We start from the raw sequence: 23,803 nt of genomic DNA, 5'->3' as shown, positions 1-23,803 counted from the left end.
GTCGGTATTTTTATATTAATCGCTTATAGAACCTGGATGTGGTCCACTTCGATTTCAGGTGTCTTACCACCTTCATATTCACCGAAGATACGAACTTTTGTATCAGCGGTCAGTGGTTGTGCTAGGCGGATATCATCATCAAGTTCGATTTGAATTTCACTCTGGCCATCAGAGAAGACAAACGTGTCATTCTTAAGTTGACGAACGATCTTGCCATCCACAATTGCTTCTTGCTCTGCGAACATGCTTGTGTCGGCAAGTAGTGTCGCAACAGAAACGGTTTCAATTGGGCCAGTATAAGCAATAGCGCTTTCGTGCTTGCTGTTGACATTATTGTTGCTGTTGTGGTCACTAGCCATTGCGAAAGTAGGAGCAAGGATAATAGTAGATGCGATAGCTAATACAGTTTTTTTCATGGTGAATCCCTTAATGTTGTTTTTAGTAGAAACGTTTTTCTGAATTTGAAACGTTTCTTTTCGTTAGTACGTTTTTTGTTGAAGCGCCTGTTATCGTTCACAAGCTTCGTTTCGATGGAGCTATTAAACAACACTGGGGTTGAATCCAGAGTGAGTAACACATTCATTTTCCATTCATTTTATTGAGCATCTACTCGGCAATGACGTTAAGATGGTCGCAGAGAAATATTGCCCACAGCTATAAATTGAAAATTAAGAAATTAAGGATTTAAGTACAAATGCGAGCACCATTAAGTGCCCTTATGGTTCAAGGGACAACGTCAGATGCCGGAAAAAGTGTTTTGGTGGCAGGTTTATGCCGTGTTTTGGCAAGGAAAGGAATCAAAGTGGCACCTTTTAAGCCACAAAACATGGCGTTGAACAGTGCTGTGACAAAAGATGGTGGCGAAATTGGCCGTGCTCAAGCGGTTCAGGCGCAAGCTTGTAATATAGAGCCAACCGTTCACATGAACCCTGTATTGCTAAAGCCCAACTCAGATACCGGCGCGCAAGTGATTTTGCAAGGCCGAGCGCTGAGCAACATGGAAGCGACGGGTTATCATGATTACAAGAAAGTGGCGATGGATACAGTTATCGATTCGTTTGACCGACTTTCTGAAGAATATGAAAGCGTGATGATTGAAGGTGCGGGGAGCCCAGCCGAAATCAATCTTCGTGAAAATGATATCGCTAACATGGGATTTGCTGAGAAAGCGGACATCCCTGTGATCATCGTTGCTGATATTGACCGTGGTGGCGTTTTTGCGCATCTCTACGGGACATTAGCTCTATTGTCTGAATCTGAACAAGCTCGTGTAAAAGGCTTTGTGATAAATCGTTTTAGAGGCGATATCGCACTGCTTCAATCTGGCCTAGATTGGCTAGAGGAAAAAACCGGCAAGCCAGTCATTGGTGTTTTGCCATATCTGCATGGTTTTAACTTAGAAGCGGAAGATGCCATTACCTCTGCTCAAGAGTCTTACGGAGAAGCTAAGCTTAAGGTGGCGGTGCCAGTGCTAACCCGAATCAGCAACCATACAGACTTTGACGCGTTAAGATTGAATCCTTCGATTGATTTACGTTATGTCGGTAAAGGCGAACGTGTAAACAATGCTGATTTAATTATCTTGCCGGGTACAAAGTCGGTAAGAGCAGATTTGGATTACCTAAAAGAACAAGGCTGGGATAAAGATATTCAACGCCACCTGCGCTTAGGCGGCAAAGTGATGGGTATCTGCGGTGGCTACCAAATGTTAGGTAACATCATCCACGATCCTGATGGCGTTGAAGGGGAACCCGGCAGCAGCGAAGGGTTAGGGTATCTGGATACTGAAACGACCCTTACACAGCAGAAAACCTTAACCAACGTACGCGGCACCATGACGCTGGATGGCAAAACAGCACAAGTAAAAGGTTATGAAATCCACGTAGGTAGGACTGATGTCAAAGAAACAGCCTTACCGGTTCAGTTAGAATCTGGCAGCCTAGATGGCGCTGTGAATCAAGATAACTCGATTTTTGGTACTTACTTGCATGGCGTATTCGACAACAGTGATGCGTTGTCGCTTATTTGCGAATGGGCAGGAGCCAACGATGTGACCGCGATTGACCACGAACAGCTTAAAGAGCTGGGTATTAATCGAATCGCTGATGCCATCGAAGAGTACTTAAATCTTGATCTGCTTTGGCCAGAGTTAACAGCTTAAGCCGCCATTTAGAAGTTAGCTAAAGAACTTAAACGAACAATAGATAAGTGATAACAATGAAAAAGCGAGTCTTCCTTTTAACCATGGCTTTAACTTCGGCATTGAGTTCTAGTCATCTTTTTGCTGCGGAAAAGCTACGAGTTTACGCTGCATCGTCGATGACCAATGCGGTTAATCTGTTGGTTGAAGAGTTTGAGAAAGACCATTCTGTCGATGTGATTCCTGTGTACGCGAGTACATCGTCTTTGGTGCGACAAATCGAAAGAGGAGCACCAGCAGACATTTTTATCTCGGCAAATGAGAAATGGATGACGCATTTAGTCGATCGTAAATTGGTTTATAGTGACAATGTCACAAACCTATGTGAAAACGAACTGGTGCTGATTGCTCCTAAAGAGACATCGGTAACGTTAGACCTATCAAAAGGTGAACAATGGGCTAAACTTCTTACTAATGAAAGGCTTGCAGTGGGTAACACCATGTCGGTTCCTGCTGGTATCTATGCAAAAGAAGCGTTAGAAACGTTAGGTGTATGGGACGATGTGAAAACTCGATTGGCACCAAGTAACAATGTTCGTATGGCCTTAGCCTTAGTCGAGCGCAGTGAAGCTAAGCTTGGCATTGTCTACAAAACGGATGCGTTGCTTTCTAAAGAAGTAAACCTAGTGTCGACCTTCCCATCAGATCTGCACACACCAATACGTTACCCTGTAGCGAAGTTGAGTGATAAAGTTGTGGCAGAAGAGTTCTATACTTTCCTAAAGAGCGAAAAAGCGAAAGACACCTTGAACAGTTTTGGATTTGAAGTGCGTTAAATGATGTATTTATCGGAATACGAATACCAAGCCTTAATGCTGAGCTTAAAAGTCGCTGGGTTTGCAATCTTATGGCTTATCCCTATCGGTATTGGCTTAGCATGGCTACTTGCTAAGAAACAATTTGTAGGTAAGAGCATTGTTGAGAGTATTGTCCATTTACCTTTGGTACTTCCACCTGTGGTTATTGGCTATTTACTGCTAGTGATGATGGGCAGGCAAGGTATCATAGGTTCGTGGCTCAATGACGTGTTTGGTATTGTATTCAGCTTTAGCTGGAAGGGCGCGGCACTCGCTTGTGTGGTTGTGGCGTTGCCGCTGATGGTTCGCTCTATTAGATTGAGCCTAGAAACCGTAGACAGTAAGCTTGAAGAGGCGGCTGCTACATTAGGCGCTTCACCTCTTCGTGTGTTTTTCACGATCACTTTACCCTTGATGATCCCAGGGGTCATTACCGGCACCATGCTTTCATTCGCAAGAAGCCTAGGGGAGTTTGGCGCGACCATCAGCTTCGTTTCAAATATTCCCGGTGAAACTCAAACCATTCCTTTGGCTATGTATACTTTTATTGAAACCCCTGGCGCTGAAATGGAAGCCGCGCGTTTGTGTGTCATTTCTATTGTGATAGCGCTGGGTTCATTGATGCTATCTGAGTGGCTCAACAAAAAGTCAGCACAACGCTTGGGAGGCAATGCATGAGTGCTTTGATCCTCCAATATCAACAACAACTTGGTGAAACGTTCTTTGATATCGACTTGGAATTACCAAGTAGCGGCATTACGGCAATTTTTGGTCGTTCTGGCGCGGGTAAAACCTCACTTATCAATGCAATCAGTGGCCTTAAACAGCCCGATAAAGGTCTGATCAGCGTATCTGGAACCACACTGTTCGATAGTGAAAATGGCATTAATTTGCCGACTCACAAACGCAACGTCGGTTATGTGTTCCAAGAGTCGCGATTGTTTCCACATATGAAGGTGGCAGCGAACCTTAAATACGGTATGAAAAGCGTCGATCAAGCGCACTTTGAGCAAATAGTCTCGCTGTTGTCTTTGGGTTCATTGCTTGACCGATACCCAGCTCGTTTGTCTGGCGGTGAGAAGCAACGTGTGGCGATTGGCCGCGCTTTGTTATCAAAGCCGAGCATTTTGTTGATGGATGAGCCTTTAGCGTCTCTCGACTTGCCTCGTAAGCGCGAAGTGATGCCATTTCTGGAAAACTTATCCGAAACCGTCCAAATACCGATCATCTATGTCACTCATAGCCTCAATGAAATTTTACGCTTGGCAAATCACCTTGTGATTATTGACCAAGGCAAAGTGATTTCGTCGGGTGTGACGGAAGAGGTTTGGGCATCGAGAGCCATGCAACCTTGGCAATCTTTCTCAGAGCAAAGCTCGTTGTTTGAAGCGACATTAGCGGAACACAATGACGATTATGCGCTGTCTCGCCTGATGCTAGGAAAGTCGACGTCGTTATGGGTTCAGAAAGTATCGAGTGAGCTTGGTACGACAGTGAGGCTGCAAGTTAGAGCAAATGATGTCTCTATCACGCTAGAACGGCCGAAAGGGACTTCTATACGTAACATCCTTCCAGTGACCATTAAAAGTGTAGAGACGCACCAGCAAGGCACAAATAAGCAGAGTGTCGCTGTCGAGCTAAAGTTAGAGTCTGGGTGCTATCTATGGGCAACCATTACTTTGTGGGCGCTGGATGAGTTGAATCTAGAAATCGGGCAGCGTGTTTACGCTCAAATTAAAGGTGTGAGTGTCGCTCAAAGAGATATCGCGGTAACGCATTAAACCTGAGAAGGTTTGCTTTTCGATATTGTCGCGATACTGCCTGTTATAGGTTCTGAAAATTCGGTCTTGATTCCATGATTGGATACATGCGTCATTTTTATACGGTATAACTGCCAGTTTTGCGCCACACTATATGAGTGTTAAAGCATATGATTTGTCGAATCATATGAACATTAGCAACAAGAACATACAGACGTAACGATCGACGAACAGAAAATAGCGGATATAAAAAAGCCGCGTGTTTAAAGAAACATGCGGCTTAATTCTAAGTAGTACTGTTAGCGCTTAGCCTAGTTTAGGCGACTAGCGACTTACTTAGTAAAAACTTCTTTGAAATCACGCTTCAAGATTGCATCACGACGAGCTTTCTTGATTTGTTTAACCATGTCTTTTACACAGTTGTGTAGAACTTGGTCTAGCAGTTGAGCACGGTACTCTTCTTTTTCTTCGTCAGACATGTCTTCTGGAAGTTTAAGAGTAGGGAACTCTTCCATCACGTTAACACCAGCGAAAGCTTGGCTAACTGAGATTAGAGCGTGGAACTGCTCGAAGTTGTCTAAAACATTTTGTGCGCTTGCTGGAAGACTATCCCAAGCTTCGCGTACTGCTTCTTCAGACACTTCGTGAATAGAAGTAACCATAAAGTGCATCTCTTTTGGTACGCCATCAAATTCGATAACTTGACGAAGTTCTGGTGAGATGGTGGTTAAATCGATTTCTTGTTGTTCGTTGTTTGTAGCGTCTGACATAGTATTTCTCTTTAAAAAGAAACAATGCTAAAAAGATCTGTAAAAAAGTCAATATAATATAGAGATTAGGGCATGATTTAAGCCCAAATTTGAGCTACTTTGAATATTCAACACTAGATAAAGGTGATGTGATGATAGAAAAGGGATCTTCAATGCGCATATTGCTGGTTGATGACGTTCAACTAGACAGGATGCAACTTGCTATCCGACTCAAGCAACTGGGTCATATTGTAGAAGCTGTCGGTAGCGGAAAAGAAGCCCTGAGTGTTTATTCTGATTTTGATCCTGAACTCGTGTTACTTGATATCAGCATGCCTGATATGGATGGTTTTGAAGTGGCGAATGAGGTTCGAAGCCGATTCCCAGAATGGGTTCCCATCATCTTTCTTAGTGGTCACGAAGAACCTGAGATGATCGCAAAAGCGATTGACGCTGGTGGCGATGATTACCTGATCAAGCCAGTAAACAAGGTTGTTTTGAATTCTAAGCTGATTGCGATGCAACGTATCGCGCACATGAGACGAGAGCTAAAACAAAGCACAGCCAAACTCGAAGAACTGAACATCCTTCTGCAGCAACAAGCCAACGAAGATGGCCTGACCAAATTGTATAACCGTCGATATATGGATACTAAGCTTGAAGAGAGCATAGCGTGGCACGGAAGACGTAATATATCCATGACAGTCATACTTCTAGATGTAGACTTCTTTAAGCCTTACAACGATAATTATGGTCATATTCAAGGGGATAAGTGCTTACAAGGGCTTGCTAATACCTTGAAACAGCTGTTTGTTCGTGCGGGAGAATTTGTAGGTCGTTATGGCGGTGAAGAGTTTGTTCTGATTCTTAGCGATACAGACAGTGAAGGCGCTAAGGTACACGCGACTCGAGTTAAAGAGGCATTGCATGAGATGAACTACGCTCATGAACACTCAACGGTATCGGATAGAGTGACAGCGTCACAAGGTGTGTTGTCATTTGTGCCAGAAGGTGGCGAATCTATTGCGTCTATTTACGAAAAGGTCGATCAAGCGCTTTATCAAGCGAAGCAAAGTGGTAGAAATACCTTTGTACAACGTAACATTTTGGAGCTTGCGCGTTAGTTGGCGAGCTCTTTTAGATATTTGAATTTATACTTCTAATAGCGTTTGAGCTAGGAAGTGCTTTAAGTGATAAAAGAAATGCCACATTCGAAGTCATTTTCTATGACTAACACATCTTGGACGCTTGCGGTTCCTCTATTTTTTACCGCTTTGGCGACCACTGTTAATGCCAATACGCTATCTGATCTTTTTCGAAAGGATCTAGAGCAGAGCTTTGCCACCAGTGTATTGCTCAACGACACCGATGTTTTCACTTTTGGTATCAATAACTTTGACCCCAATAAAGTGTTTAGTTTGGACAATGAAGACATCGGTTCGAATGATTCGGTAAGTCGTCGCCAAAACATCACCTCCCTGAGTTTGCCTTACACATTTGAATTACCAAGTTACATCGAAGACAACCATCAAGAGGTGACGCTACGCTTGTCTGCATTGCGAATCGAGAACGATGTCGAGTACGCGGCAGCAAACAGAAACGATTTTCAAAAAGAGTCGGTAGTGTCTGGCTACGTCGAATTCGCGAATGTGTCCCAGCTAGACGAATATTGGAGCTTCAGCTCTGCAATCGGTAACCACATCTCTTACTACCGCAATGATTATGAATATCGCGCTTCGTTGCTAAAGCCTATTCAAGACCAACTGGATGGCGTATATCTCAATACTGATGCTTGGGCTTACATCATCGAGCCTAAAATCAAGCTGATGTACGAAGATAAGAATGACTGGGGAAAGTATAAATTGAGCACCAGTTGGCATTACTTTAATGGCATCGGCTGGGGCGAGGCGAATAATGGCAATGTCGGTCATCCTGAAGGGTGGTATATCGCCAATGAAGCCAAGGTTTTCTATGATCTCGTGCGTTGGGATAAGAACATCACTTCGATGTACTCGAGTATAAGACGAATTGATATTGGTGGTGACACCGTGGCATCTATGGGCACCACATCTTACTACGAGGGCAGTGTTGGTTGGTTGCTTAACCCAAACCTGTTTAATGAGTGGGTCGATAACGTGGGAATAGGTTTTACGATTAACTACGGAAGTAGCTTAAAAGGTGGTAGCTTGGTTATATTCTTCAACCAAGATTAAGCTCTTTTTTCCAGTTAAGCCCATACGGCCTCAAATCAATGAGGCTCGTTGAACTTGGAAGTGATAGTTATTGAAGCAGATCGCTATTAATGGCTTAAGCTATTTAGATCTCTAGCACTCAATATCTTTCGCTATCAACTATTGTTAACGGTCAATACACAGTTTGTTTCGACCGGTTTCTTTCGCTTTATACAGCGCTTGGTCAGCAAGCTTCAACACCTCTTCAGGATGTCTGGTGGTTGTACTATCAGACAATCCAATACTCACCGTCACATTCACCACTTCCGATGGTTTGCCTTTCTTGCCACGCTTTTTCATACCCACTTCATGATCGTCGGGGCGTTCATGACTATTACGAATCGTCATGTCGTAGTTTTGAACCTCGGAAATCAGAGCTTGAAGGTGCTCTTTAACTTGTTCCGAATGTTTTCCTTTGAAGATAATCGTGAACTCTTCTCCACCATAGCGATAAGCTTTAGCGCCGCCTGTGGTTTCCCTCAGAATGCGTGCCACCAGTTTTAACACATCGTCGCCAATGTCATGTCCGTAGGTATCGTTGAATTGTTTAAAGTGATCAATATCGACCATCGCCATCGAATACTTACGCCCTAAGTGCTTCATATCGACTTCTAAGGCGTGTCGACCGGGAATGTTAGTCAGTTGGTCGTTAAAGGCCATATCATGACTAGCAGACATCACATAGACGATGATCAGTGTGCCTGACAGCGAGAACATGGTGCTCGAGATGTACTGAATATCGAAGAAGATGAACGTACAAGAAGAAAGCAGGATAGCGCTATAAACCACAACATCGATAGAGCGGTTATACACCAACACGAGAATGGCAGTAAGGCCAAGTAAGCAAAGGCTATACAACACCAAAACAAAAGGCAGTTTGGAGAAGTCTCTGACAATAAATAGAAGACCATCACTCCATGATTCAAAACCGCCGGCATGGAAGTGAGAGACGATCAATTGTGCCCACACCATAAACAGAACAAGAACGATGGCGTAGAGCAGCATCGACTTTGAGTTTACGCCGTTATCAGGGAAGGCATAAACAAGTAAGCAAGTGACAGGTACTAATGCCGCAAGTAACGAGAGCTCTAATAGCGTTGTGCCAGTATTGAGAGGCATTTGTAAGCGAACTTGGATGATCAGATAAGCGACAAGCATGGTCACCGATACCATCGCCATTCGACCTTGTCTGAACGTATGGCATAGCAGAACCGCAACGCTCAATAAAATGTAAGGGAGGTTGCTAGCAAACCCTAAATTTGAGTCCGTCACGAGAATGACGTTGTCCATACCAACGAGCAAAATTGTTAACAGGACTAAAGGGAAGCAAAATCGAAACATGCTCGACGTTACAAAAGATGATGCCATTTATGTGGTGAGCCTAACTATATTGATGATCTTATTATTTAATACTATGCGTAGGATACGGTTAAACAAGCGATTGCCAAGCTTTTTGCCTAAATTAGAGCAAAAACATAGTCATAGGTCGCTATTGGTGCAATCATTTTTATATGTATTTTGAGTTGCTATTAACCTTAGAACGAACTACACAGTATATATGAGAAATTAATTAGTCGTTATAGATACTTAACAAAATCTGCTCTGCTGCTCTTACGTTGGCGCTGTCACTTAAAGGGCTTGATGATCAGTTATCATTGAGTGACCTTTTCATTAAGCGACGAAGATCTGTAATGAAGTCAGAGTAAGATTAAATAATGCCTAAGTTTCAACTATGGACAGTAAAACCTATAACTGAGTTATAGAAAGCTATTAGGAATTGCATGGTTTCAAGTGACTTTAGAAACGACTGCGACTAGAAAAACCGCTACAAATGGAGGTGTGGTATGCAAATTAGTGTTGATGTACATAACTATATGGAAACTCTGGTAGGTCATGTATTGGCTACCGAGGAATATGTGTCTAGTTATACCAACGAACAGTTGGCCGATCTCGCGTGCTTGGCTTTGGGTCAGCTAAAACCTATCTATATTCGTTTTGATATCGATTTTCTGTCAGCATTGCCAGAAGACAAATTGGTGCTCTATAAACGCAATAGTGAGATCGCGGTCAAAAATGCAGAAAGTATGATTATTGACGATCGAAGACGTGAACGTGATGACAATGTGCCTGTTATATTTAGTCAACACAATTTTGACGATGACGTAGAATTGCAATGGTATGAAAAGCCGTTGTTGAACCGTAAACAGTCATGATAGTTTAGGGTGAATACGGTCATTTAAGGGGTAAAAAAACGTGGGATTCTTTTCTAGATTATTTGGTGGCAAAGAAAAAACCGAACAAAAAGTAGAGATTGAGCCAGTCGAATATAAGGGTTTCAATATCTATCAAGATGCCATTGCAGAATCTGGTCAATACCGTGTTGCTGGGCGAATCGAGAAAGAATTCGATGGTGAAATCAAAACTCACCGTTTTATTCGTTCAGATGTTGTTTCAAACAAACAAGATGCCGATGAATTGATGCTCAAAAAATCGCAGATGTTCATCGACCAAATGGGCGACAATATATTTAGCTAACCAATTAGGGTTAGAATTGATGTTGGTCATAATTTAGAGAGCTTTCAGTGTATATGCTGAAAGCTCTTTTTAGTTTTATGGATAAAGAACAGCTAGTGAGTTGTTATTAAAAGGATTATTTGCAAGTGGTTTGACCTCTTGGTTCGAGACGGTCGTCATTTATCCGAATGAAGCGCTCAAATTCCGTCCAAATCGTTATAAGTAATAACTTTTCCTGTTCTTTGAACAAAACGCTTGAAGTATTAGTTGTCGTTAGATACAAACGAATAAGTCATTCGTGCCAATAGTCAAGGAATAGCTATGCAAATTGGTGTACCAAGAGAAACGCTCGCAGGTGAAACGCGAGTCGCTGCTTCGCCGAAATCGGTAGAACAGCTTCTAAAATTAGGATTTGAAGTTTGTGTTGAATCACAAGCAGGTGCGTTAGCAAGTTTTGAAGATGCAGCTTATGAACAAGCTGGAGCAAAAGTTGTCACCGCAGATGAAGCTTGGAAATCCGATATTATCTTTAAAGTTAACGCTCCGATCGTTGACGAGCCTAAAAATGAAATCGATCTTCTTAAAGATGGCGCAACATTGGTCAGCTTTATTTGGCCTGCCCAAAATCCAGAATTAATGGAACAATTGTCCAGTCGTAACATCAACGTGATGGCGATGGATTCTGTACCACGAATTTCAAGAGCTCAGGCGTTAGATGCATTGAGTTCTATGGCAAACATCGCGGGTTATCGTGCTGTTGTTGAAGCGGCGCATGAGTTTGGTCGATTCTTCACGGGCCAGATTACGGCTGCGGGTAAAGTTCCGCCAGCAAAAGTACTGGTTGCAGGTGCTGGTGTTGCTGGCCTAGCGGCAATCGGCGCTGCGGGTAGCTTAGGTGCAATCGTTCGTTCATTCGATGTTCGTCCTGAAGTTAAAGAACAAGTTGAGTCGATGGGTGCTGAATTCTTGGAAGTGGATTTCAAGGAAGATACCAGTGCTGGTGACGGCTACGCAAAAGAGATGTCTGAAGCATTCAATAAGAAAGCGGAAGAGCTTTATGCAGCTCAAGCAAAAGACGTTGATATCATCATTACAACGGCGCTGATTCCAGGTCGCCCGGCTCCGAAGCTGATTACCAAAGAGATGGTAGACAGCATGAGTGCAGGTAGTGTGATTGTAGACCTTGCGGCGGCCAATGGCGGTAACTGTGAATACACGGTTGCGGATCAAGTCATTACAACGGCTAATGGTGTGAAGGTGGTTGGTTACACTGATATGGTTGGTCGACTGCCGACTCAATCATCTCAACTGTATGCAACGAACCTAGTTAACCTTCTGAAACTGCTTTGCAAAGAGAAAGATGGCAACATCAAAATCGACTTTGAAGATGTTGTTCTGCGTGGTGTTACTGTGGTTAAAGAGGGCGAGGTCACTTGGCCAGCTCCACCAATTCAAGTTTCAGCTCAACCACAACAAGTTAAGCCAAAAGCGGCCAAACCAGAGCCTAAAGTTGAAGAACCTGTTTCTCCAATTAAGAAAGTGGCGGGTATGGCGGTAGCTGTTGGTGCATTCGCTTGGGTAGCTTCGGTTGCTCCAGCTGCGTTCTTATCTCACTTTACCGTTTTTGTTCTCGCTTGTGTGGTGGGTTATTACGTAGTTTGGAATGTAAGCCATTCTCTGCATACGCCTTTGATGTCCGTGACTAACGCGATTTCAGGCATCATTGTAGTAGGTGCACTGTTACAGATCGGACAAGGAAGTGGCGTCGTCACGTTCTTATCATTTATTGCCGTATTAATTGCAAGTATCAATATCTTTGGTGGCTTTACCGTGACCAAACGTATGCTTGAAATGTTCCGTAAAGACTAAGGAGTAACAGATGTCTGAAGGATTAGTACAAGCAGCTTATATTGTTGCTGCTGTATTTTTTATTATGAGCTTGGCTGGGTTATCGAAACAGGAATCTGCGCGTGCAGGTAACTATTACGGTATCACGGGTATGGCAATTGCGTTGATCGCGACGATCTTTGGTCCTCACTCTGCAGGTATTGTATGGATCATCATTGCTATGGTGATCGGTGGTGGTATTGGTATCCACTACGCAAGAAAAGTAGAAATGACTGAAATGCCAGAGCTGGTTGCAATTCTGCACAGCTTCGTAGGTATGGCTGCAGTACTTGTAGGTTACAACAGCTACATCGATCCACCTGCTGCTGTTTCTATCAACCCTGCAGATATTCATGCAGAGCACGTTATCCATCTAGTGGAAGTGTTCCTTGGCGTGTTTATCGGTGCGGTGACGTTCACGGGTTCTATTGTTGCGTTTGGTAAGCTTCGTGGCGTTATCTCTTCGTCTGCATTGAACATCCCTCATAAGCACAAGTGGAATCTAGCGGCTATCGTAGTTTCTACACTGCTGATGATCATGTTCGTTAAAGCAGACGGCAGCATGTTCGCACTAATGGTGATGACACTTATCGCATTCGCATTCGGTTACCACCTAGTGGCATCGATTGGCGGTGCAGATATGCCAGTAGTTGTCTCTATGCTTAACTCGTACTCTGGTTGGGCAGCAGCAGCGGCAGGTTTCATGCTTGCAAACGATCTGCTTATCGTAACTGGTGCATTGGTTGGTTCGTCGGGTGCGATTCTGTCTTACATTATGTGTAAGGCGATGAACCGCTCTTTCATCAGTGTTATTGCTGGTGGATTCGGCCAAGAAGTGGTTGTGTCTGATGGCGATGAAGAGCAAGGTGAACACCGCGAAACATCAGCTGAAGATGTGGCTGATATGCTGAAAAACTCTAAGTCAGTAATCATCACTCCTGGATACGGCATGGCAGTAGCTCAAGCACAATACCCAGTGCATGAAATCACTGAGAAGCTACGAGCGCAGGGCATTAATGTTCGATTTGGTATCCACCCAGTTGCTGGTAGGTTACCGGGTCACATGAACGTACTGCTTGCTGAAGCGAAAGTGCCTTACGATATCGTTCTAGAAATGGACGAAATCAACGATGACTTCGATGAGACAGATACTGTATTGGTAATTGGTGCGAATGACACCGTAAACCCTGCAGCACTTGAAGATCCAAACAGCCCAATTGCTGGTATGCCAGTACTTGAAGTTTGGAACGCTCAGAATGTTATCGTATTCAAGCGTTCGATGAACACAGGTTACGCCGGTGTGCAAAACCCACTGTTCTTCAAAGAGAACACGCAGATGCTGTTTGGCGATGCTAAAAAGAGTTGTCTAAGTATCTTAGAACATCTATAGAGATCACCTCTAAACAATCTGTAACAACTCGATAAGGAGCTCATTTGAGCTCCTTTTTTTATCTTACGAAAGCGACTCTATGTGTGATCTCAGTTGATACGAAGTTGACGAAGCCTGATGCAAAACTTGTCGCAATTGAGGTTTGGCTTGCCAATCAGCCTACTAGTACATATGTACAATGTGGCCGTAATATATTGGCCTTTATCTCTGTAGCTCGCCATTCTCAATGTTTTTCATGCGGTTAAAAATTTATCTTTGATAGCGAATGGTATATATTTGGTTGATCTATATGAATTTGCGTTGGTTTGTGATCATCAAAAGAACATTTACTCTTCTTATCGCTACGTTGTCTGTGTCTGCAAACGCATTTGCTGACTCTTTACCTGAGCGTATCGATAATTTCACCAAACTCTTTGATCATGAAACGGCAATCGAATCTTACGATATTCGAGTGCTACAGGCTGATTATCCAACACGTTTGATCATGCCGTCTTCTATGCTGCCACAAACAGCAGAGTACCCGTTAAAAGACATTCAGCGCTTGTACCAGTTATCAAAAACCTGTAGTGGTAAACTGCCGTTAAGCCCTTTGATTACTGAGCCTTTAGTTTTTACTCGTGCAATGTGTAAAGGCACCAAGCTTTCTGACCGTTGGTTTAGCCGTAGTGGTTTGATTCACCCTGGCGGCGGTTCTTATGCGGCACGATACGTTGAGAAGTACCCAGAAAAATTCGACTCTCTGAAGCGCTTTATGCATATTCAAGAGCGACCAAACACCGAACACGATGAACTACTGTCTCGCTTGCAACAAATGGATAGCGAAGCAATCACCGCGCTGTTAGCGGGTGCGAGTATGTTTGTTGAGCTTGATGAGATGTGGGTAAAACGCGGCTACAGATATTACCTGTATAAAAAATCAGTCTGGAACGAAAATGCCACGCTTGCTGGGTTATCGTTTAGCTTGTCTTCAGAAGGTAAAAGCTGTTTTGTCCAGCGTGGTAATGTGTGTTGGGAAATAGAAGATCATTCAGAGCTTCTGCAAGTCGCCATGTTTATCTTGGTTATTGCCAACATCATGCTTGTCTTAGGTTGGGCGATTTACCGCTGGAACAGCAAGAAACAAGAGATGAAGAGTCGCATGCTGGTTCTTCAAATCCTAACGCACGAATTAAGAACGCCGATTGCGAGTTTGTCATTGACGGTGGAAGGGTTCAGGCGTGAGTTCGAACACTTACCAGAATCGGTATATGATGAGTTCCGTAGGCTGTGTGAAGATACACGCCGTTTAAGACAGTTGGCGGAAGCAAGTAAAGATTACCTGCAATCAGATAATCAACCGCTCGCAACAGAGTGGGTGCCAAGTGTTGAAGAGTGGCTCCAATACAAAGTTGAAGAAGACTTTGCGCCGGGGATTGAACTCCGTGTAAACAAAGATATAGCTGCAAAAGTGAACGTATATTGGTTGGGAACGTGCATCGATAACCTAATCAGAAATGCCGTGAAATACGGTGTGGCTCCAGTAATTCTAGAACTGAATACTTCTGACAAGAAGCTGACATTCAAAGTTATAGATAATGGAGACTTGTCTCGCAAAGATTGGGGGCAACTAAGAAAGCCATTCGTAAGTAAGAGTGGACTCGGTTTAGGTCTGACGATAGTGGAATCTATGGTTGGAAAAATGGGCGGTCACATGACGCTTATCGGCCCCCCAACAACATTTATTTTGGAGATACCTTGTGAAACAGACATTGCTTCTCGTTGAAGATGATAAAAATTTAGCTGACGGTTTATTAGTTAGCCTTGAGCAAGCTGGATATGAATGTTTGCATGCAGAACTGATCTCTGAAGTTGAAGGCTACTGGGAACAAGCGGATCTAGTGATTCTAGACCGTCAACTTCCTGATGGCGACTCAGTAGATTCACTTCCAGGTTGGAAGAAAAAGAAAGATATCCCAGTTATTTTGCTGACGGCTCTCGTGACAGTAAAAGACAAAGTAGCGGGCCTAGATTCAGGTGCAAACGACTACTTAACAAAGCCATTCGCAGAGGCTGAGCTATTTGCTCGAATTCGTGCTCAACTTCGCCTGCCAGATTCTGAAGAACAAGATGCATCAAAAGTGATGGCTCAAAATCTGGTTATCGATAAAGCGACACGTGAAGTGTTTTTCAATGAACTGGAAGTCACGTTAACGCGTACTGAGTTCGACCTACTGCTATTTTTGGCAAGCAACCTTGGCCGTGTATTCACTCGTGATGAGCTGCTTGACCATGTATGGGGTTACAACCATTTCCCAACAACACGTACCGTAGACACGCACGTTCTGCAACTAAGACAGAAACTGCCGGGTCTAGAAATCGAAACGCTGCGTGGCGTTGGTTACAAGATGAAAGCGTAATGAAAAAAGCCTTACTTCCACTATTAATGTTGTCTTGCGTGGTGAATACCGCGCAAGCTGCAGATTGGTTTAAGAGTAGCGATACTCTAACTCAAGTTCATAAACATCTGTTGGATAATGACTTACCTCAGATGTTTGATTCACTAGTGGAAGTTTGGCAAATCAACTCTTCTCAATCTCGAGAAGACCACCTCAATGAGCTGTTCGATCAAGCATTGAACAAAGATTGTGGTAAATCCCTCACCAGAAAAACACTCCCAGATTGGATCAGTTCAGTCGTCGTTAAAAGACACATCATTCAAAGCCCTGGCCGAGATACTTTTCGCGTATCGATTGATGTTGAATCCGCAAACAACATTCAAGATATTACCTTCGAGAAATGGGTCGATAAGATTGTTTCATCGGACAGTGAGCTAACCAAAGACAGTGAAGTGGTAAACAACGCATCGGTGAGCCTATACCGCAAGCGTTACAATTTAGCATCTCAACTTGAATCAGGCCTGTATCGTTTAAGTGTGAAAGGTGATGGCGGTAATTCATGGAGTACTTGGATTATTCTTGGTGACGTTTCTTTTCGCCAGCAAGTTCGTTGGGCATCAAAAGACACGTGGCGCATCGATAAAAAAGAACTGCTGAATCCTTATTGTCCGCTTCCTAAGCTCGAAATTGGTTTGTACGATTACGTCGATGAACACTATGAGCAGGTGTGGGGCAAGAGCTATGAATCTGATTATCCAATGAACCTCACTGGCGAAGAACTTCCCAATGATCGCTACGTTTTGGCGGTTTCAATGGTGCATTCACGCTGGCAAGGTGACATAGCGATAGAACAAGCACAAACTATCAGTAAAACTTATGATATTTCTAGCGAAGAAGAGTTAAAGTAATTTAGAATTGAGCCGTTAACTATGTAAGGGATCTAACAAAGATAAACGGCATGAAAAATACGACTAAACTACTCGCAGCATCAATTGCATTCGCCAGTCTTCCTCTTTCAGCAGCAAACTACGCCATTGAAGCGCGTGGTGATGCGATGGGTGGTGTTGGTGTTGTTTCAGCAAACTTCCTAACCGCTCCATTCTATAACCCAGCACTTGTTGCCATTTATCGTCGTAACGATGATATGGGAATGATCACGCCAAGTTTTGGTGGTAGCTATAACGACCCTAACGACATGAAGTCGAACATTGATAGTGTCGTTGATGCATCAAACACTGCAGACTTAGACGCTGCACTGAATAAACTGGATGGCAATCAAGCCAACGTTGAATTGGGTGGTGTTGTTGCGTTCGCACTTCCTAACCAGTTTGTTGCTGCAAACCTTTTCGCGAAAGCCTACACAGAATCATTTGCAACACCTAACGTTTACACAACAGGTTCGGATGCAGATAAAGTGGAACTGTCTACCGTTGAAGCGGTTTCAATCGGTGTCGCAGAAGTCGGCCTTTCTTTAGCAAAATACCAAACCTTTATGGGTCAACACATCTCATTTGGTATCACACCTAAAATCCAACGTATTTACACGTACAACTATGTTGCATCGGTTGATGATTACGACTTATCTGATGTAAGAGAAAACAGTGACGGCGAAACGGCATTTAACATGGATGCAGGTGCGCTTTGGTTCTTCGGCCCATTCCGAGTGGGTGTTGCAGCAACTAACTTAATCTCTCGAGACATCGAAACCAAAGATACGACGAGAACGCTAAACAGCAGCACAAGTACTGCGACACACCAAGTTGGTGGTAAATACACTTATCAACTTGAACCGGTATACACAGTGGGTGCCGGCATCGTATCGGATTACTTTTCTTTCAGTGTTGATTACGACCTAAACGAGACTGAGAAGTTTACTTCGTTTGCTGATAACGAACAGATGATTCGTGTTGGTACCGAAGTCGATCTTCTGCGTCAGCTTAAGTTAAGGGGAGGGTACTACAAGAACCTAGCTTACTCTGATTCGGAAGGAACAGTCACAGCCGGTATTGGTATCTCGCCACTCAACTTGTTCCAGCTAGATCTAAGTGCGAACTACACAAATGAAAATGCAATGGGCGCTTCAATCAATTTCCTTGCTAGTTACTAACAGTCCTTATATAGTTCTGCTCCTAAATAAAGGAGCAGAGCATGCTAAACGACTTACCAACCCTTTCTCACGAAGAACAACAGAAAGCTGTTGAACGAATTCAAGAAATGATGACTCAGGGAATCAGCACAGCACAAGCTATCAAAATCGTTGCTGAGCAAATTCGTGAAGAAATGAGTAATAAAGAAGAGTAGGGCATCAGCCCTTCTTTTTTAACACCTTAATGCACTATAACTAAATACATTACCCTCTAGTATATTATCTCGTACATACCCACTCTTTAGTTACCCTAAATTCCGATCTAACCAAAACCCTTAAATTGATATTATTCAGTACGTTACAGCGGAGTGATCCACTTTATATGCTTTTCTCGGTTTCTATTTGTAATTAAATTACAGCAAGATCTGAAAGTAAACCAAATGCCATTTTAGGTGTCAGTATTTATGTCACCATGCCTAATTGGCTCAATATAAGGCGTTTTTTAAGCTAGTGACGTTGTGACTTCTGCTTTTAGCGGATACGAGTGCATGAATGTTCAGAAGCAGACAAATGAGGATTTCATCTAAGAACAGTGCGAGATAAGTGATGACGGTAATGTTCAAAACCGATACTGCGAGTGACTTACCACTGGTTAGAGCAAGCTTCACTCCCAAATATGTGACTTTAAGAACAAATGCTTAGGAGAAGCTTCGAGGCGTGAGGAAGAGCTGTTTATAGAGCGATTGAGGAACGATACGTAATAAACCAGAGAATGCTATTGTGAAGTGTGCGAATCGACTAGAATCCTAATGAGACAACAAAGCTTATGAGCTTATTTAGTCAGCGGTTAAAAATCTAACGGCTGCTTTAAGTGGAGAGTCGATATCGACAGGGTATTAATGGTGTGTTGATTGAGTCTTAGCAGAGAGTTTGAATGTGTAACTGCAGTCCAGTCTAGCAAGCCTTAGTAAAACGTAGCGACTTGGTTTCGTCCGTTGTCTTTCGCTTGGTAGAGTGCTTTGTCTGCACGTTTGATGGCAGCACGTATCGATTCATGCTGTTTAAGCTGCGTTACTCCGGTCGAAGCCGTTACTTTAAGCGCTTTAGGCCAAGGGCTTTGGTCCATTGCTAGGTAAAAATCATCGATAGATTCGTTACACTGTAGCGCAGTTTGTTCCAGGCAAACTAAAAGGAACTCCTCACCACCCCAGCGATAAAGTAAGTACTGATCACCAAGGCTCTCGTTCGCCGTTGCGACAAACTGAATAAGTACTTTGTCACCCACTTCATGGCCATGTTGATCATTGATCTGCTTAAAATGGTCTAAATCAAACAACGCGATGTGAATGGTTTTTCCTTGTTGCGCCAGCCATTCGAAATCATAGAAGGTATCTAACGCTTCGGTTCGGTTTCTACATCCGGTTAACGGATCGGTTGTGGCCTTTACCTTTAGCTCTTCAATTTCTTGGGTTAAATAGCGTTGTTGCTCTGCTGCGCGCGTTTTGCTTCTTTGCGCGATATGTAACGCACAACCCACATAATAGATGGCGTACGTCACCCATAATCCAATTAGGAGTTCGCCTAACAAAGCTTTGCTGATGATTTTACCGTGGAAAACAATGCTCGAGATCTTAAGTGAATGGTGTCCATCGAGCGTGCTGGCTCCAAGCCCGAGCTCAACAGACACCGCGTTTGTAATGTCTACCGCGCTACTCGTAATCGGTTGGTTGTAATGATCAATCCACCAAAAAGGAACGTTGAAGTAGTTTAAGTCGATGTGGTTTTTATCTGGTAACGAGAAGTCTAAGCGATTGAACTTATTCGACATAGCATCGCCTTTCACGCTGTAATTCTTGTCGTAATTACGAATGTAGAAGCGAAACCTTGGGTCTTCTTGGCCTTGGTAATCCATATTAATGGTGACCGAATCGTACGTCGAGAGATCGAGCCCTTTACCTTGTGTCGATATAACGAATTCAATTTCACAGAAGGGTAAGCTATAGGTTCGTTCAAAGTCACACTGTAACTCAATTCCATCTTCTAGCTTATGTAATGAGCCTACGGTGCCACCATCGTGGTCTCTGTCTGTGTTAACGCGTGTAGGGTATTTGTCGGGTGTAATAACGTAGCTCTTATTCATGAGCGTATTAAAAGAGATCAACGACACTAGCGTGATTGCTAGGCAAAAAATCGAAAGGAATATGTTGAGTTTTCGGAATGCTTTGTCGCTCATGATACTAACCCGTACACGTGATTCGAATGTAATGCGCAATGCCTTAGAGTTGGCGCAATCGAAGATTCTATTTGAGTATTGCCTTAGGTGGAGTCGGTATACCTAAAACTAACGCAGAGCTGAGGTTATACAGGAAAGAGATTCATTTAACCAAATGGAAGTTTAAAATCTGAACGCAGAGCCTTGATTCTGAATGTTATTTGCTCAATAAGTGCGGTTTTACGGGGGTAGTAATTTAACTGTATATTTATACAGTTTAATTTAAAATGGCTCGGTTTGTTGTAATCAGAGTGGTGTGTGCGAGTTATAAGGCTTGCTGTGATAACGAGTCACGAGGCCACTGTTACTGTTCATCAATAAAGTGCGGGCAGTTATGTTACAGTGTCACCTCTTGGGCTCGTTTTATCGAAACACTTTGTTGTTTATGAGAGCGTTTGCACCACTCATCTTGTCTTTCATTCCCAATTACGCGCCATATGTCGAATAAGCTTTAACGCGCTGCAGGTTATCCCGATCCGTATTGGTTTGTTGTGGTCGATACGCTAGGCATGCGCGCCATGGTGTGATACCTACTTAAATACTATGCATTTCGATGGAAAACTAAGTGATGGAATTTTTTGATGCATTAATCATCGCACTAATTACTGGTTGAGTCTCAAGCCTTGGCACGATTGCGGCTTTAAAAACAGACATCAACTGGATAAAACGAGTGCAGCAAGACCAAGAGCAACGGATACGAAAACTGGAGGACCCCAATGGCTAAGAAAGGTTACAAATGCAAAGGCCGAAAGCAAAACGGCCAACTTAAGAAAGGTTACACGCTCAAGAACGGGCGCTTGGTGAGGGCGAACACCACAAGAAAACGATACAAGAAACGTCGATAATTCACACTAATGAAAGGGCGACTTTCCTAAAAATTCGCCCTTTCTGCATTTCTACGACAAGCATCTGCGTTTTAAGCATCCAGTTTTACAGCTAATGATTTAAATCACTGTTGTAAATGGGTTTAATAGGTATAATTCTTTTTTTAAATCAGACTAGACATACAAACTCTTTATGCGAACGTATAATTTTTTGTCTAAAAATTGCTATGTTGTGTTGGCAAATTCTTCAATTCGAAAGGATCATATTTATAGTGAATTTTTTTCCTACCCCACCTACAGACAATCTATATAAATTTTGTGCCATATTTGGAGCTTGGTTGGTTGCTGGCGTAATTGCACTTTTTATGCTGTTGGGTTATGTAATGTACGATGCTGAAAAGCAACTTATAGCTCAAACTCATCACATTAGAACTACGGGGAATTACCAAAGAGTTCTTGATAGGTTAGAGTCAATTGAACAAGGGAATTTAGGCGAGAATATCATTGAGTGGACCCTTATCTCTGATGGCAGTGAACAGGAAGTTCAAGGGCTCCTTCAGATCAAGTCCAATCACGAAAAAGCAATTAAAGAGTATGAAGAAGCTATAAGAACTGATTATAGAAATGCATTCGATATAGCTGAAGCTACAGGTGTAATGTGGGTTATTCTCATATTAATAACAATAGCTGTTTTTTTCTTTTACTTCGGTTTTAAATATTGGTATGTAAAAGTTCAAAAAGTAAGTGATGAGCTTATGTTGACAGATCTTAAAATTAAACGACTTACACTGATTCAACTGGAACAAGAATTACGGAGAACCAGAAAGTATAAATTTTCAAATAGAACAAAATAACAAGAAGTTATGTTTATACAGTTAATCTATATATTGTCTTTATTATTAAACCGAGAGTAGGTGTCAATGGGAAATTCAGCAGATGCATTATTAGTAATTATTAAACAAATCAAAGATCCAAAGTATAAAGATACAAAAGCGAGGCAAATTTGGAAAGAAGTACTCAATATCAATAGTCAATCAACACCAGAACTTTACCGCGGAATTGCCTCTGTAATTGAACTTATTCGGTGTTTTTCAAGGTAGTTGTCATCATTTGCTTACTTATTAAGCAGCTTCTCTTTCTGGATTTAGGTGAACGTCACCAACAGGCGCACAGTTCCTGATATCACCAGACCACCGCTCAGGCTTTCGCTGTTTTGCAGCGAGCAATACCTCTACACGACGCTTCAAGATCTCTTTATCTTTTCCATTGTGACGCTCTGAAGGCGTGACGTAATTTAGCTGACTGTGCTTGTGCTCGGTGTTGTACCAGCGTACGAAGGCTTCAACCCAACTTTGGCTACTATCGATTGTTTCAAAGCCTTTCGTTGGCCAGCTTGGCATGTACTTTACCGTGCGGAACAATGACTCAACATACGGGTTATCATCACTGACTCTTGGGCGACTATACGATGAAGTAATACCTAACTCTTCCATTTTTGCTTTGAACGTCAACGACTTCATCGGCGCACCATTATCTGAGTGAAGAACCAGTGCTTGATTGAAGCACTGCTCTCGCATCAACGTTCGTTGCAGAAGTTGTGACGCTAGCTCACCGCATTCATGCTCATACACTTCATAACCAACAATTTTTCGACTGTAGATGTCCTCAATGACATACAGGTAATAGTGTTGGCCTCGAACCTTTGAAGGTAAGTAAGTGATATCCCACGTATAGACTTGGTTTGAGTCCGTCGCTGTGTAACTGGTTGGCTTCGCTTGCTTCTGTCTGCTCCGCTGACGACCTCGCTTGTGAAGTTGCCCCTGCGTACTCAGTACTCGATAGTAGCTCGACTCAGAGGCGATATACTCACCTCTATCAAGCAGTGTCGGGACGATTTGAGTTGGAGGCAAGCTTGCGAACTCAGAGCGGTTACACACCTCGACAATCGCATCACGCTCTTCCTGAGACAGCTTGTTAGCAGGCTCAGGTCTGGTGCATATTGGCCTTTTGTCAGCTTGAACTTCTCCTTGCTGATACCAGCGACGATAGGTTCTCAAGTCAATTTGAACTTCATGGCAAGCTAGCTGTAAACGGCATCCGCATTGCTTCGCTTCAAGGATTAGAGTCACTATGGTCTGCCTTTCATCGGTTGAGGTTAGTCGTCCTCTGGCTCTTCCCCGTAAAAGGCTCTCAGCTTTTTTCTTAGTACCAAGAGAGCGGCCGTTTCAGCGAGTGCTTTTTCTTTGAGTCGTAAATCTTTCTTCAACTCTTTGATTTCAAGTTTGTCAGCTTTAGCCTGCTTCTTTGCTTCAGCTTCCTGCTCTTTACTCGACTTAAACCCTTGCATACATTCGCTGCGCCAGCTTTGGATTTGCTCTGGAAAAAGACCTTTTTCACGACAATATTGGCTGAGTTCACTTTCTGTCATTGAGTAGGTTTCAGCGACAATGGCAAGTTTAGTTTGAGCTGACCACTGCTCTGATGAAGTGTTGCTATTTGGCACGGCGGCTCCTGAACGTCTGAGTTGCTGGCGCCAATTATACAGGGTCGCAGTGCTAATTCCTTCCTCTTCCGACACTTCTTTAACTGACATTGAATAGGGAGGTAATAGCTTCTTCAATATAGCTTCTTTTCTTTCTACTGAGATACGAGACACAATTACTCTTTATCGCCCAAACTGGTTAAATTTTAACAGTGACAACTACCCTGCCAGATAGG

At 43.1% G+C, this 23,803-nt stretch carries 22 protein-coding genes; 17 read left to right on the top strand and 5 right to left on the bottom strand.

Translation table 11 applies throughout. The features are described 5' to 3' along the window. Positions 1–23 precede the first annotated feature (23 nt). Positions 24–416, bottom strand: coding sequence for a YgiW/YdeI family stress tolerance OB fold protein (locus BCU07_RS11400; RefSeq protein ID WP_017064574.1), 393 nt, complete (start codon positions 414–416; stop codon positions 24–26). 278 nt (positions 417–694) lie between these two features. On the opposite strand from BCU07_RS11400, the gene BCU07_RS11395 reads away from it, so the two are divergent. From BCU07_RS11395 to modC, 4 genes are read left to right on the top strand one after another with little or no spacing between them, the layout of a single operon-like run. After that, entirely contained in the window at positions 695–2,161 is a 1,467-nt protein-coding gene (locus BCU07_RS11395) for a cobyric acid synthase (RefSeq protein ID WP_017069093.1), read from the top strand. A 56-nt stretch (positions 2,162–2,217) separates the two neighbouring features. Further along, positions 2,218–2,976, top strand: coding sequence for a molybdate ABC transporter substrate-binding protein (modA, locus tag BCU07_RS11390; RefSeq protein ID WP_017060111.1), 759 nt, complete (start codon positions 2,218–2,220; stop codon positions 2,974–2,976). Beyond that, entirely contained in the window at positions 2,977–3,675 is a 699-nt protein-coding gene (modB, locus tag BCU07_RS11385) for a molybdate ABC transporter permease subunit (RefSeq protein WP_017060110.1), read from the top strand. Next, a complete protein-coding gene (modC, locus tag BCU07_RS11380; RefSeq protein WP_102428364.1) occupies positions 3,672–4,778 on the top strand; it encodes a molybdenum ABC transporter ATP-binding protein ModC in 1,107 nt (368 codons plus the stop codon). The genes modB and modC overlap by 4 nt, the downstream gene beginning before the upstream one ends. A gap of 311 nt (positions 4,779–5,089) precedes the next feature. Here the strand turns inward: modC and BCU07_RS11375 are convergent, their stop codons facing one another. Next, positions 5,090–5,527 (bottom strand): DUF3069 domain-containing protein, encoded by a 438-nt coding sequence (locus BCU07_RS11375; RefSeq protein WP_017060108.1) that lies wholly within the window; start codon positions 5,525–5,527, stop codon positions 5,090–5,092. Between the two features lie 131 nt (positions 5,528–5,658). On the opposite strand from BCU07_RS11375, the gene BCU07_RS11370 reads away from it, so the two are divergent. Continuing rightward, positions 5,659–6,630, top strand: coding sequence for a diguanylate cyclase (locus BCU07_RS11370; protein ID WP_170791831.1), 972 nt, complete (start codon positions 5,659–5,661; stop codon positions 6,628–6,630). Between the two features lie 78 nt (positions 6,631–6,708). Further along, positions 6,709–7,719, top strand: a complete 1,011-nt coding sequence (locus BCU07_RS11365) for a Solitary outer membrane autotransporter beta-barrel domain (RefSeq protein WP_029235232.1) — start codon at positions 6,709–6,711, stop codon at positions 7,717–7,719. Positions 7,720–7,863: 144 nt separating this feature from the next. Here BCU07_RS11365 and BCU07_RS11360 read toward each other — a convergent pair whose 3' ends face one another. Further along, positions 7,864–9,105, bottom strand: coding sequence for a GGDEF domain-containing protein (locus BCU07_RS11360; protein WP_102428365.1), 1,242 nt, complete (start codon positions 9,103–9,105; stop codon positions 7,864–7,866). A gap of 476 nt (positions 9,106–9,581) precedes the next feature. Between BCU07_RS11360 and BCU07_RS11355 the strand changes: the two genes are divergently transcribed. The 9 genes from BCU07_RS11355 (at position 9,582) to BCU07_RS11315 (ending at position 18,204) form a co-directional block, all read left to right on the top strand. Beyond that, positions 9,582–9,950, top strand: coding sequence for a late competence development ComFB family protein (locus BCU07_RS11355; protein ID WP_017060104.1), 369 nt, complete (start codon positions 9,582–9,584; stop codon positions 9,948–9,950). Positions 9,951–9,990: 40 nt separating this feature from the next. Further along, complete coding sequence (locus BCU07_RS11350) at positions 9,991–10,272, top strand: HlyU family transcriptional regulator (RefSeq protein WP_004731023.1); 282 nt, start codon at positions 9,991–9,993, stop codon at positions 10,270–10,272. Between the two features lie 300 nt (positions 10,273–10,572). Further along, a complete protein-coding gene (gene pntA / locus BCU07_RS11345; protein ID WP_102428366.1) occupies positions 10,573–12,120 on the top strand; it encodes a Re/Si-specific NAD(P)(+) transhydrogenase subunit alpha in 1,548 nt (515 codons plus the stop codon). 10 nt (positions 12,121–12,130) lie between these two features. Further along, complete coding sequence (gene pntB, locus BCU07_RS11340; protein WP_017064580.1) at positions 12,131–13,528, top strand: Re/Si-specific NAD(P)(+) transhydrogenase subunit beta; 1,398 nt, start codon at positions 12,131–12,133, stop codon at positions 13,526–13,528. A gap of 289 nt (positions 13,529–13,817) precedes the next feature. Further along, positions 13,818–15,290: a sensor histidine kinase VxrA gene (gene vxrA / locus BCU07_RS11335; protein ID WP_102428373.1), complete on the top strand. Its 1,473-nt coding sequence runs from the start codon at positions 13,818–13,820 to the stop codon at positions 15,288–15,290. Continuing rightward, positions 15,265–15,924, top strand: coding sequence for a response regulator transcription factor VxrB (vxrB, locus tag BCU07_RS11330; RefSeq protein ID WP_102428367.1), 660 nt, complete (start codon positions 15,265–15,267; stop codon positions 15,922–15,924). The genes vxrA and vxrB overlap by 26 nt, the downstream gene beginning before the upstream one ends. After that, complete coding sequence (locus BCU07_RS11325; protein WP_102428368.1) at positions 15,924–16,811, top strand: DUF2861 family protein; 888 nt, start codon at positions 15,924–15,926, stop codon at positions 16,809–16,811. Before vxrB ends, BCU07_RS11325 begins: the two co-directional genes overlap by 1 nt. 50 nt (positions 16,812–16,861) lie before the next feature. After that, complete coding sequence (locus BCU07_RS11320; protein ID WP_102428369.1) at positions 16,862–18,010, top strand: conjugal transfer protein TraF; 1,149 nt, start codon at positions 16,862–16,864, stop codon at positions 18,008–18,010. A gap of 41 nt (positions 18,011–18,051) precedes the next feature. Next, positions 18,052–18,204 (top strand): YoaH family protein, encoded by a 153-nt coding sequence (locus BCU07_RS11315; RefSeq protein WP_004731009.1) that lies wholly within the window; start codon positions 18,052–18,054, stop codon positions 18,202–18,204. A 749-nt stretch (positions 18,205–18,953) separates the two neighbouring features. Here BCU07_RS11315 and BCU07_RS11310 read toward each other — a convergent pair. Continuing rightward, positions 18,954–20,261, bottom strand: coding sequence for a GGDEF domain-containing protein (locus BCU07_RS11310; protein WP_102428370.1), 1,308 nt, complete (start codon positions 20,259–20,261; stop codon positions 18,954–18,956). A 1,096-nt stretch (positions 20,262–21,357) separates the two neighbouring features. Between BCU07_RS11310 and BCU07_RS11305 the strand changes: the two genes are divergently transcribed. Both BCU07_RS11305 and BCU07_RS11300 read left to right on the top strand, forming a co-directional pair. After that, on the top strand, positions 21,358–21,939 hold the full coding sequence (locus BCU07_RS11305; RefSeq protein ID WP_133154765.1) for a hypothetical protein: 582 nt from the start codon (positions 21,358–21,360) through the stop codon (positions 21,937–21,939). A gap of 66 nt (positions 21,940–22,005) precedes the next feature. Then, positions 22,006–22,185: a hypothetical protein gene (locus BCU07_RS11300; protein ID WP_102428372.1), complete on the top strand. Its 180-nt coding sequence runs from the start codon at positions 22,006–22,008 to the stop codon at positions 22,183–22,185. A 21-nt stretch (positions 22,186–22,206) separates the two neighbouring features. On the opposite strand, the gene BCU07_RS11295 is transcribed toward BCU07_RS11300, so the two are convergent. Continuing rightward, positions 22,207–23,741, bottom strand: a protein-coding gene (locus BCU07_RS11295; RefSeq protein WP_413286081.1) for an IS3 family transposase whose coding sequence is annotated in 2 segments (ribosomal slippage) — positions 22,207–23,288 and positions 23,288–23,741 — 1,536 coding nt in all. Because the reading frame shifts where the segments join, the coding sequence is not laid out codon by codon here. Positions 23,742–23,803: the final 62 nt, after the last annotated feature.

The organism is Vibrio sp. 10N.261.54.E10 (assembly GCF_002877735.2).
GTDB classification, from domain to species: domain Bacteria; phylum Pseudomonadota; class Gammaproteobacteria; order Enterobacterales; family Vibrionaceae; genus Vibrio; species Vibrio crassostreae_C.
Note: the sequence above shows the minus strand (reverse complement) of the source record. Positions and strands in the feature narration are given on the sequence as shown.